We start from the raw sequence: 10,608 nt of genomic DNA, 5'->3' as shown, positions 1-10,608 counted from the left end.
GGACGCGGCGAGCCGTGGCAAGAGCCTGTTGCTGCCGGTCTCGATGGCGCAAGCGTGGGCGCTCGAGATCATTTTTGCAGGCAAGCTGACCCGCTTCGAACGCGACACTGACGGCAGCTGGTTCCGCCATCTCGGCCAGCACAACCACGCCGCCGGCAACGTCGTGCACGTCGCCGATCCCGAGCAGGCGCGCATCATCGACGCGGCACTGCGCGCGTTCGATGCCAGCGCGATCGAGACGCGCGTCGGACCCGCCGATCCGTCGCAACTCGCCCGCTATGGGCTCAACCTGCCGAGCCTGATCGTGCTGGTCTTCGCGCGCGATGCGGCTACGCCGCTGGCAAGGCTCGAGTTCGGTGCGTCCGCCGATAGTCTCGACCGCTACGCGCGCCTCGCGCCCGACGGCGCGGTGGTCACCGTGGCCGAGTTCGAGATGCACCGCTTGACGGAACTTCTCCGCGCGGTCGGAGCAGGATCATGAGCTTATTGCGGATCCTGCTGCTCGGCGTGATCCTGCTCGGCTTCGGCGTTCCGGCCCGCGCCCATCAGGTCAACCTCTCGACGGCCCGCGTGGCGCTGACCGCCGACCGCACTGTGACCGTCGAGGTGGCGCTCAAAGGCAGCGATGCCGACCGGCTCGTCGGCACGAAGATTTCTGATGCGACGGAGGACGCGGTCGATCCCGCTGGCGTCGACGCGGCCGCGACGTCAATCCTGGCCTATATAGAGGCGCATCTTGCCGTGACCGGGGCCGACGGCGCGGCCTGCGTCGCCGGAACTGCTGCAATTCTGGCCGATGGCGACGGCGTCATCTATCGCAACAATTTTTCCTGCGCCAATGTCGCCGGCGACATCGTCTATCGCTCCACCGTGCTGACCGAGAAGGATCCTACCGCGCGCCAGGTGGTGCTGGTCGCGCAAGGCAAATCCGAGGCGCAGGCGCTGCTCGATTCCGGCAATACCACCGTCACGCTGTCGGCGCCGGCGCCGCCGCTGTGGTCGACCATGCAGCGCTATCTCCTCACCGGCATCGAGCACATCTTTCTCGGCTACGATCACATCGCCTTTCTGATCGCGGTCGTCTTGTGGGCGCGCCGCCTCATTCCCGTCATCAAGATCGTCACCGCCTTCACCATCGCCCATTCGATCACGCTGTCGCTGGCGGCGCTGGACTTCGTCGTCATCCCGAGCCGCATCGTGGAACCGGCGATCGCCGCCTCGATCGTGTTCGTCGCCGTCGAGAATTTCTTCTCGCGCGACATCGACGGGCGCTGGCGCGTGACCTTTCTGTTCGGGCTGATCCACGGGTTCGGCTTCGCCGGAGCGCTTCGGGAGATCGGCCTGCCGGCGAATGCGATCGTGCCCGCGCTCGCGGCCTTCAATATCGGCGTCGAGATCGGGCAGGTTGCGATCGTCGCGATCGTGCTGCCGGTGCTCGGCCTGCTCGACCGGCTGATCGCGACTGACCGCGCCAAGCCGGTGAGGGCGACCGGGCTGGTCTATGCCGTGTCCGCGGCGATCAGCCTGCTCGGCGGCTACTGGCTGTTCAGCCGCGTGTTCGAGGCCTGACGTCGGCGCCATCGCAGGCTGCCGTGGCGTTGCCGGACCAGTTTCATCCTCTCGAGCATTCTGGCGCGCTGCTGCCCGGCGGTGGCACGGCAGGGATGCGCGCGACATGACACCAGGCGGACTTGAGTTCGCGCGCGAGGCCTGTATAGAACGGGGTCAGAAATAGAATATCGTTCTGTCCAGTGGAACGATGGTCAAGGGGTGAAGCGAATGGAATCCGATCATGGCCGCCAGAGCAGCGATCCGCCGGTGTCATTTTCGCCCGACGTTGTCATCGCAGGCTTCAGGGCAATTCCGGAACTGCTGGCGCGCGACGCGGCGCTGACCGCGCGCGGGCGATGGCTCGACGTCGATTGCCTGCTCGGGCCGAGCACGCAGCCCTTTCATGTCGCCATCCGCGCCGGAAAGATCGTGGACATGGCGCCTGCGCCGGTCCTGATGCGGTCGTGGCGGTTTGCCTATCGCGCGACGCCGGCGGCATTCGCCGCCTATTGGCAGGCCATGCCGGCGCCCGGCTGGCATGACCTCCTGGCGTTGACCAAGCGCGGGCAGGCGACGCTCGAAGGCGATGTGCATCCCTTCATGGCGCATCTCCAGTATTTCAAGGATTTGCTGGCGCTGCCGCGCCAAAACGGCTTCGGGGGCGCGTCATGAATGGCTTCATTGAGCCGATCGTCGGCCGTTACGTGCATGTCGAGATCGAGGGCGAGACCAACCGCATCTATTTCGAAGAGAACGGCAGCGGCATTCCGCTGGTCTGCCTCCACACCGCAGGCTCCGATGCGCGGCAGTGGCGGCATCTGCTGGTCGATGAGGAGTTCACCAAGAACTTCCGCGTCATCGCCTTTGACATGCCCTGGCACGGCAAGTCGAATCCGCCGGACAGCCAGTATGGCCATGAATACCGCTTGACCACGGCGAGCTACACCGAGACCATCCGTGCCTTCTGCAAGGCACTGAAGCTGGATCGGCCGGTGGTGATGGGCTGCTCGATTGGCGGCCGCATCGTGCTCAACCTCGCGATCGAGCACGCGCGCGAGTTTCGTGCGCTGATCGGACTCGAGTCTGCCGACTTCCAGCAGCCCTGGTACGACACCGCCTGGCTGAACCGGCCCGACGTCCATGGCGGCGAAGTCTGCGCCGCGCTGGTGTCCGGGCTTATTGCACCGAACGGGCCGGAAGCGCCGCGCCACGAGACGTTGTGGGGCTACAAGCAGGGCGGCCCCGGCATCTTCAAGGGCGATCTCTATTTCTACCGCGTCGACGGCGATTTGCGCGGTCGCATCGGTGCCATCGATGTCAACCAGTGCCCGCTCTATCTCCTGACCGGCGAGTACGATTTTTCCTGCACGCCCGAGGACACACTGCGGACTGCCGCAGGCATCCCGGGTGCGAAAGCCACCATCATGGAGCGACTCGGCCATTTCCCGATGAGTGAAAACCCCGCGCAGTTCCGCCGCTACATCGCGCCGGTGCTGCAGGACATTCTCGACAAGCAGAATTCGTAAAGTGGAGGCGTTTCGTATGAAGCTGCGTTGGATTGCGGCGGCCGTTCTGGCCGCGCAGGCGGGGATGGCGTCGGCGGCCGACAATGTCATCAGGATCGGCGTGCTCAACGACCAGTCCGGCGTCTTCGCCGACAATGGCGGGCGTGGCTCGATCGCCGCGGCGAAGCTCGCGGCGGAGGATTTCGGCAACGAGATCCTCGGCAAGAAGATCGAGATCATCTCGGCCGATCACCAGAACAAGCCGGATATCGCCTCGGCCACCGCGCGCAAATGGTTCGACAATGAAGGCGTCGACATGATCGCGGACGGTGCGGCCTCGTCCGCCGGCTTTGCCATCCTCGAAGTCGCCAAGCAGAAGAACAAGATCTTCGTCATCAGTGGTCCCGGCTCGTCCGATTTCACAGGAAAATCCTGCTCGCCGATCAGCTTCCACTTCAACTACGACACCTATGCGCTGTCGAAACTGACCAGCGACGCGATCACGCGTCCCGGCGGCAAGACCTGGTACTTTGTGACAGCCGATTACGCATTCGGCCATGCGCTCCAGCGCGACGCGACAAAGTTCATCGAGGCCGCCGGCGGCAAGGTGATCGGCTCGGCCGCGCATCCGCTCGACACCGCCGACTTCGCCTCGTTCCTGTTGCAGGCGCAGGGGTCGAAGGCCGACGTCGTTGGGCTCGCGACTTCCGGCGCAGATGTGCAGACCGCGATCAAGCAGGCCGGCGAGTTCGGCATCGTCGACGGCGGCCAGAAGCTCGCCAGCCTCCTCGTCTTCATCACGGACGTGAATTCGCTCGGGCTGAAGGTCACCCAGGGCTTGCAGGTGACGACTTCGTTCTATTGGGACCTCAACGACGAGACGCGGGCGTGGTCGAAGCGCTACGGCGCGCTGATGGACGGCAAGGTCGCGAGCATGGTGCAGGCCGGTGTCTATAGTGGCGTCCACCACTATCTCGCCGCCGTGAAGGCTGCCGGCACGACGGATGCGACCGCGGTCGCCGCCAAGATGCACGAGATGAAGGTGAACGACATGTATAACAAGGATGTCGCGATCCGGCCCGACGGGCGTGTGCTGCACACCATGTATCTGGTGCAGGTGAAGAAGCCGGAGGAGTCCAAGTACAAATACGACTACTACCGGGTGGTCAGCTCCAAGCCGGGCGAAGAGGTGTTCCGGCCGATGAGCGAGGGCGGCTGTCCGCTGGTCAAGTAGGGATATCGGCGGGTGGGCTTACGCCTGCCCGCCGCGAGCTTTTGAGGAGAGTTGAGAAATGTCTGGATTGATCGGGTTCATCGGTCTTGGTGTCATGGGCGAGCCGATCTGCCGCAACCTGCTGCGCAAGAGCGGGCGGACAGTGCTGGCGTTCGATCTCGCCGCGGATCCGCTTGCACGGATCGTCGCAGATGGCGCAACCGCGGCCAAATCCGCCGGCGATGTCGTCAGCGGCAGCGAAATCATCTTCCTGTGCCTGCCGAGTGCCAAACATGTGCTGTCGGCATTCGAGGGCGGCATCCTGCCGTCGATCAAGAGCGGGCAGACCGTGATCGATCTCGGTACCTCCGAGGTCGGGATGACGCGCGAATTCGCCCGGCAGTTGGCGGAGAAGGGCGCGCTCTGGATCGATGCGCCGATCGCCCGGACCCGCCAGGCCGCGCAGGACGGCACGCTCAGCGTCATGGTCGGCGCCACGCCGGAGCAGTTCGCCCGGGTCGAGCCGCTGATCCGGCATTTTGCCACGGACGTCACCCTCTGCGGCGGCACCGGGGCAGGGCAGGTGACAAAGATCCTCAACAACATGGTGCTGTTCGAAACGGTCAATGCGCTTGCGGAGGCCGTTGCGATCGCCAAGCACAGCGGCGTCGAGCCGAAGCTGTTGCTGGAGACGCTGTCCAAAGGCTCGGCCGACAGCTTCGCGCTGCGCAACCATGGCATGAAGGCGATCATCGCCAAGGAGTTTCCGCTGCGCGCCTTCTCGACCGAATATGCGATGAAGGACCTGAGCTACGCGCTGGCGCTCGGTGACGAGGCCGGTCTGAACTTACGGGGTGCGGCGCTGATGCGCACGATCTTCGAGGAGACGATCGACAAGGGCATGGGCGATGCGTACTTTCCGGTGATCGCAAAGTTGATCGACCCTTCCGGATTCCCCCAATAGGAGACTGCATGGCTTCGCCCGGTGTCGCCGCCGTCGACCGCGCCTTGACGATCCTGGCCGCGTTCGAGGACGCGCCCGAGCCGATGCCGCTGGCCGAGCTCGCCCGGCGCACCGGCATGTACAAGAGCACGCTGCTGCGCCTAATGACCTCGCTCCAGGAGTTCGGCTACCTCGTGCAGCTCTCCGACGGCCGCTATCATCTCGGGCCGACGCCGTTCCGGCTGGGCGCGGTCTATCAGCGCGCCAACAATCTGCACGACCGTGTGATGCCGGTGCTGCGCCAGCTCGTCGCCGACGGCGCCGAGAGCCCGTCGTTCCATGTGCGGCATGATGCCAAGCGTCGGCTCTGCGTCTTTCGCGTCGATTCCCAGCATTCGACGCTTGACCGGGTCGAGGCCGGCATGTTGCTGCCGCTCGATCGCGGCGCCGCCGGCCGGGTCATCCTCGCCTTCGACGGCGGGAAGGGCGACACTCACGACGATATCCGCGAGAGCTGCATTGCGCTGTCGTTCGGCGAGCGTGATCCTGATTGCGCCGGGCTGGCCTGTCCCGTGTTCGGACCGGGCGGCAACTGCGTCGGCGCCCTGTCGCTCTCGGGACCAAAGCCGCGCTTCACCCGGGACAGCATCGAGACGATGTCGACGCTGTTGCTGAAGGCGGCCATTCGCCTCACCCGCGCGCTCGGCGGTCCGACCGAGCTCCTGGACAGTGCGGCGGCTTGGACCGCGGATGGACGTGAGGCCGGAGCACGCCCTGCGCGCCGGGTCAGGAGATAGCCGGCGCGTCTACTGTTTCTGCAACAGCTTCAGCCGGCAGCGCAGAGCTTCGCGGATGTGCGCACGCGCGAGGTTTTCGGCCTTGTCGCCGTCGCGTGCGGCGATGGCGTCGATGATGGCCTGATGTTCGCTGTGGCTGGTCGTCGGCCGGCCCGTCACCGTGAAGGTCGTCGGTCCCAGCAGCGCGATCCAGTCCTGCAATTCGCGTGAGGCGTTGTCGAGATAACGGTTGCGCGCGGCGCGGCAGATGGCCTCGTGGAAGGCGCGGTTGAGTCTTGCCATCTCGGCTGAGTCGTTCTCGGAGGCCTCGACAAAAGCCTGCTCGATATCCCTGAGCGCGTCGACCTCGGGCCCAGAGGCGTGTTCGGCGGCAAGACGCGCGGCGGCGCCTTCCATGATCTCGCGCATGGCGTAGAGCTCGAGCACCTCGGCAATGTCGAGGTTGCGCACGATCAGCCCGCGGCCGCCGGCAGGCTCGACGAAACCGCGCGCCGCGAGCCGGCCGAGCGCCTCCCGCACCGGGGTGCGGCTGACCTTCAGCCGCTGCGCGACCTCTTCCTCGCGCAGGCGGTCGCCGGCGCGGTAGCTGCCGGCCTGGAGCGCCTCACACAGCGAGCGGAACACGGCTTCGCCCAGCGCCACGCCGGCACCGCGCGCGATCGATCCGCCTGCCTTTGCCGGGCGTCTGGCCATGTTCCCTCGGGATGCAAAGCGCATCCTGCCCATGCAGAGATGCCGCTTGCGTCGCCTCTGTATATCTTTATATACAAAAGTACGCAATGGCGGTGCGGGTTGACCGAGGCGGCCGGCGGGCAGAATGTCTCTAACTTCGTCGCATCGGACGGACGGCATGGGCAGAAAATACGACGTGCTGGTGATCGGCGGCGGCAACGCGGCGCTGTGCGCGGCGATCAGCGCGCGGCGCAGCGGCGCTTCAGTGCTCGTGCTCGAGGGCGCGCCAAAGTTCTATCGCGGCGGCAACACGCGGCACACCCGCAACATGCGCTGCGCCCACGATGCCGCGACCGAGATCCTGACCGGCCCCTATACCGAGGAGGAGTTCTGGGAGGATCTGCTCCGCGTCACCGGTGGGCAGACCGACGAGGAGCTCGCCCGCCACATGATCCGGGAGTCCAAGGACATCCTGAACTGGATCGTGGAGCAGGGCGTGCGCTGGCAGCCGTCACTCGGCGGCACGCTGAGTCTCGGCCGCACCAACTCCTTCTTCCTCGGCGGCGGCCGCGCGATGCTGAACGCGCTCTATCTGACCGCCGAGCAGCTCGGCGTTGAGGTTGAGTATGATGCCGAAGTCACTGACCTCGTGATCGAAGACGGCATGTTTCTGGCTGCCCGCGTCAAGCGGTCGATCAATGGCGAAACCGAGATCCGCGCGACCTCGCTGGTTGCGGCCGCCGGCGGGTTCGAGGCCAACATCGAATGGCTGAAGCAATATTGGGGCGAGGCGGCCGACAATTTCCTGATCCGTGGCACGCCCTATAATCGCGGCTCGATCCTGAAGATGCTGCTCGCCAGGGGCGTGCAGGAGGTCGGCGATCCCAAGCAGTGCCATGCGGTTGCGATCGACGCCCGCGCGCCGAAATTCGACGGCGGCATCATCACCCGCCACGACTCCGTCGTGTTCGGCATCGTCGTCAACAAGCACGCGCAGCGCTTCTATGACGAAGGCGAAGACATCTGGCCCAAGCGCTATGCGATCTGGGGCCGGCTGGTCGCGGCGCAGCCCGACCAGATCGCCTACATCATCTTCGACTCGACCGTCGTCACGAGCTTCATGCCGACGCTGTTCCCGCCGATCGCCGGGCAAACGGTGGCCGAGCTTGCCAGCAAGCTGGAGCTTGATCCGGCCGCTCTGGAAAAAACCGTCACCGAATTCAACGCTGCGGTGCGGCCCGGCACCTTCGACCACACCATTCTGGACGACTGCCGCACCGAAGGCGTCACGCCGCCCAAGACGCATTGGGCGCGACGCATCGAGACGCCGCCTTTTCTCGCCTATCCGGTGCGGCCCGGCATCACCTTCACCTATCTCGGTACGCGCGTGACCAAGGAGGCGCGCATGCTGATGCAGGACGGCAAGCCGTCGGCCAACATGTTCGCGGCCGGCGAGATCATGGCCGGCAACGTGCTCGGCAAGGGTTATGCGGCCGGCATCGGCATGACCATCGGCAGCGTGTTCGGGCGGATCGCAGGACGGGAAGCGGCGAAACATGCACGGAACCAGAATTCTTGACGAAGCCGACCGTCTGATGACGGTCTGCAATTCCTGCCGCTATTGCGAGGGCCTGTGCGCGGTGTTTCCCGCCATGGAGATGCGCCGCGCGTTCTCCGACGGCGACCTCAACTATCTCGCCAATCTCTGCCACTCCTGCGGCGCCTGCTATGTCGACTGCCAGTTCTCGCCGCCGCACGAATTCAACGTCAATGTCCCGAAGACGCTGTCGGTGGCGCGCGCCGAGTCCTACGCGGCCTATGCCTGGCCGCGGGCGTTGTCCGGAACCTTTGCGCGCAACGGACTCGTCATCAGCATCATCGCCGCGCTGAGCATGGCGGCCTTCATCCTTGGCTTCGCCGCCCTGAACGATCACAGCGTGCTGTTCGGCGTGCATACCGGGCCCGGCGCGTTCTACGAGCTGATGCCGCACAACGCGATGGCGGCGCTGTTCAGCGCTGCGTTGCTCTATGCCATCCTCGCGCTGGTCATGAGCGTGCGTGCGTTCTGGCGCGACATCGGCGATCCCATCGGCCGCGCCGATTGCGGCTCGATCTTCCAGGCGATGCGCGATGCCGGCGAGCTGCGCTATCTCCATGGCGGCGGCGTCGGCTGCTACAATGAGGACGACCGGCCGACCGACCGGCGGAAGCTCTATCATCACCTCACCTTCTACGGCTTCCTGCTGTGCTTTGCCGCGACGTCGGTCGCCACGCTCTACCATTATCTGCTGGGGCGTGAGGCGCCGTATCCGTGGTGGGATCTGCCTGTCGTGCTCGGCACGCTCGGTGGCATCGGTTTGATCGTCGGGCCGGTCGGACTGTTCGTTGCCAAGATGCAGCGCGACCCCGAACTGCTCGACGAGGGGCGCTACGGCATGGACCTCGGCTTCATCGCCATGCTGTTCCTGACGGGCCTCACCGGCATGGCGCTGTTGATCCTGCGCGAGACCGCCGCGATGGGACCGCTGCTCGCGCTGCATCTCGGCGCGGTGTTCGCGCTGTTCATCACTATGCCCTACGGCAAGTTCGTGCACGGCATCTACCGCTTCGTCGCGCTGGTGCGCTACGCGCAGGAGCGGCGTGGCGAAGCTGGCTCCTGAGTGACGTGCGACGGTTGGCGCGGTCTGGCCGACCTATCGAAAGACCGAATTTCCGGGGAATCTCGTCCATTCGACAGCTTCAACGCCGCTGGGCAAAGAAGCCATTTCCGAATGCCGGAGAGCCATTAGCGATGTGCTCCGTATGGGGAGCACCGAATCGCAGTGATAGCGTATATGTCTTGCTCCCCGCTCGCGCAGACGGCGATCGATCAAGGAGCCCATGCTTATGTACATGTTTTTGCCGTTTCTGCTGGCGCTCGCAAGCTGCGCCTGCCTCTGGCGTCCGCGCGCGGGAGTAGGTTATTTGCTCTGGAGCGCAACGATTGTCGTCACAGTCGCGTGGTTCTTTCACCACGCGACCGATTCGCTGAATCTTTCTTTCTGACGGCGTAAAGGTGGACACGACGAAGATGAGCAGGGGCCGATCGTCCGTTGCGATATTGAATATGCTCGGGGTGCTCGGGATCTCGTTCGTCCTGACGGTCGCATTCTACTATCAACTTGCGCTCGGCGAGTTGCCATGCCCGCTTTGCCTGCTGCAGCGGGCCGGGTTCATCGCGATCGGCATTGGATTCCTGTTCAACGTGCGCATCGGTGAGCGCGCGTCGCACTATGCGATGATTCTCGTGGGCAGCCTCGTCACCGGCTTCATCTCGATTCGGCAAGTGTCGCTGCATCTCGCGCCGGGCGATCCCGGATACGGCTCGACGTTGTTTGGGCTGCACTTCTACACGTGGGCGCTCATCGCGGCGGTCGGCGTCGTGTGCTATGTTGCGCTTCTCTTCGTCCTGAAGGATGTGTCTGGCAAGCGAGACGACGCCCGGGACGCGCCCATGAACGGACAGGCATCGAACGCGGTGTTCGCGATCTTCGCATTGTTGATTGCCGCAAATCTCGTATCCACCGTGCTGGAGTGCGGAGCGGGTCAGTGCGACGATAACCCGGTCCGCTATCTAATGCTGAAGTGACCAGGGCGAGCGCTGTGCTCGCATCGTTCATCATCATGCCCTATGGCAAATTCGTGCACGGCATCTACCGCTTCGCGGCGCTGGTGCGCTACGCGCAGGAGCGGCGGGCCGAGATCTCCTGATCAGCGGCGTGTCGGTGTGGGCCGTCAGCCTCGCGCTACGGCAATTTCGCGCTGCCGCGTCGAGACCAGGATGACGTCGGGGCTTGCCGCGTCGTTCGTTGCAAATGCCGCGAGTGCGGAACTGGCGCGGCGTTCGCGCGGCGATGCCTCGAATTCACCGTGCGCGATTTACTCGAT

Annotated in this window: 12 protein-coding genes and 1 pseudogene; 12 read left to right on the top strand and 1 reads right to left on the bottom strand. The window is 64.9% G+C overall.

The window, feature by feature from the left end:
• The 7 genes from AYJ54_RS03295 to AYJ54_RS03265 all read left to right on the top strand — a co-directional run.
• The coding region (locus AYJ54_RS03295; protein ID WP_161491802.1) for a DUF4340 domain-containing protein at nucleotides 1–481 on the top strand (481 nt) is incomplete at its 5' end.
• Entirely contained in the window at nucleotides 478–1,569 is a 1,092-nt protein-coding gene (locus AYJ54_RS03290; protein WP_063696437.1) for a HupE/UreJ family protein, read from the top strand. The genes AYJ54_RS03295 and AYJ54_RS03290, both read left to right, overlap by 4 nt.
• Nucleotides 1,570–1,779: 210 nt before the next feature.
• Nucleotides 1,780–2,223 (top strand): hypothetical protein, encoded by a 444-nt coding sequence (locus AYJ54_RS03285; RefSeq protein WP_136623409.1) that lies wholly within the window; start codon nucleotides 1,780–1,782, stop codon nucleotides 2,221–2,223.
• Nucleotides 2,220–3,077, top strand: a complete 858-nt coding sequence (locus AYJ54_RS03280) for an alpha/beta fold hydrolase (protein WP_063696436.1) — start codon at nucleotides 2,220–2,222, stop codon at nucleotides 3,075–3,077. Before AYJ54_RS03285 ends, AYJ54_RS03280 begins: the two co-directional genes overlap by 4 nt.
• Nucleotides 3,078–3,093: 16 nt before the next feature.
• Complete coding sequence (locus tag AYJ54_RS03275; protein WP_063696435.1) at nucleotides 3,094–4,290, top strand: ABC transporter substrate-binding protein; 1,197 nt, start codon at nucleotides 3,094–3,096, stop codon at nucleotides 4,288–4,290.
• 58 nt (nucleotides 4,291–4,348) lie between these two features.
• Nucleotides 4,349–5,233 (top strand): NAD(P)-dependent oxidoreductase, encoded by an 885-nt coding sequence (locus AYJ54_RS03270; protein WP_063696434.1) that lies wholly within the window; start codon nucleotides 4,349–4,351, stop codon nucleotides 5,231–5,233.
• Nucleotides 5,234–5,241: 8 nt separating this feature from the next.
• Nucleotides 5,242–6,009 carry an IclR family transcriptional regulator gene (locus AYJ54_RS03265; RefSeq protein WP_063696433.1) on the top strand — a complete coding sequence of 256 codons (768 nt, stop codon included), beginning with the start codon at nucleotides 5,242–5,244 and terminating at the stop codon, nucleotides 6,007–6,009.
• Between the two features lie 9 nt (nucleotides 6,010–6,018).
• Here the strand turns inward: AYJ54_RS03265 and AYJ54_RS03260 are convergent, their stop codons facing one another.
• A complete protein-coding gene (locus tag AYJ54_RS03260; RefSeq protein ID WP_063696432.1) occupies nucleotides 6,019–6,702 on the bottom strand; it encodes a GntR family transcriptional regulator in 684 nt (227 codons plus the stop codon).
• A 157-nt stretch (nucleotides 6,703–6,859) separates the two neighbouring features.
• Here AYJ54_RS03260 and tcuA point away from each other — a divergent pair, with 157 nt between their 5' ends.
• The 5 genes and pseudogenes from tcuA to AYJ54_RS54290 form a co-directional block, all read left to right on the top strand.
• On the top strand, nucleotides 6,860–8,260 hold the full coding sequence (gene tcuA, locus AYJ54_RS03255) for an FAD-dependent tricarballylate dehydrogenase TcuA (RefSeq protein WP_063696431.1): 1,401 nt from the start codon (nucleotides 6,860–6,862) through the stop codon (nucleotides 8,258–8,260).
• A complete protein-coding gene (gene tcuB, locus AYJ54_RS03250; protein ID WP_063696430.1) occupies nucleotides 8,238–9,341 on the top strand; it encodes a tricarballylate utilization 4Fe-4S protein TcuB in 1,104 nt (367 codons plus the stop codon). The genes tcuA and tcuB overlap by 23 nt, the downstream gene beginning before the upstream one ends.
• Nucleotides 9,342–9,567: 226 nt before the next feature.
• Nucleotides 9,568–9,726: a DUF5993 family protein gene (locus AYJ54_RS51105; RefSeq protein ID WP_201724118.1), complete on the top strand. Its 159-nt coding sequence runs from the start codon at nucleotides 9,568–9,570 to the stop codon at nucleotides 9,724–9,726.
• Between the two features lie 61 nt (nucleotides 9,727–9,787).
• The gene (locus AYJ54_RS03245; protein ID WP_245328860.1) at nucleotides 9,788–10,309 is read left to right on the top strand and encodes a disulfide bond formation protein B; all 522 of its coding nucleotides are present in this window, start codon (nucleotides 9,788–9,790) and stop codon (nucleotides 10,307–10,309) included.
• Nucleotides 10,310–10,320: 11 nt separating this feature from the next.
• Nucleotides 10,321–10,431 (top strand): annotated as a pseudogene (locus AYJ54_RS54290) (hypothetical protein); the annotation flags it as partial.
• Nucleotides 10,432–10,608 lie beyond the last annotated feature (177 nt).

Origin of the sequence: Bradyrhizobium centrolobii (assembly GCF_001641635.1) — a bacterium.
Classification (GTDB): domain Bacteria; phylum Pseudomonadota; class Alphaproteobacteria; order Rhizobiales; family Xanthobacteraceae; genus Bradyrhizobium; species Bradyrhizobium centrolobii.
Note: the sequence above shows the minus strand (reverse complement) of the source record. Positions and strands in the feature narration are given on the sequence as shown.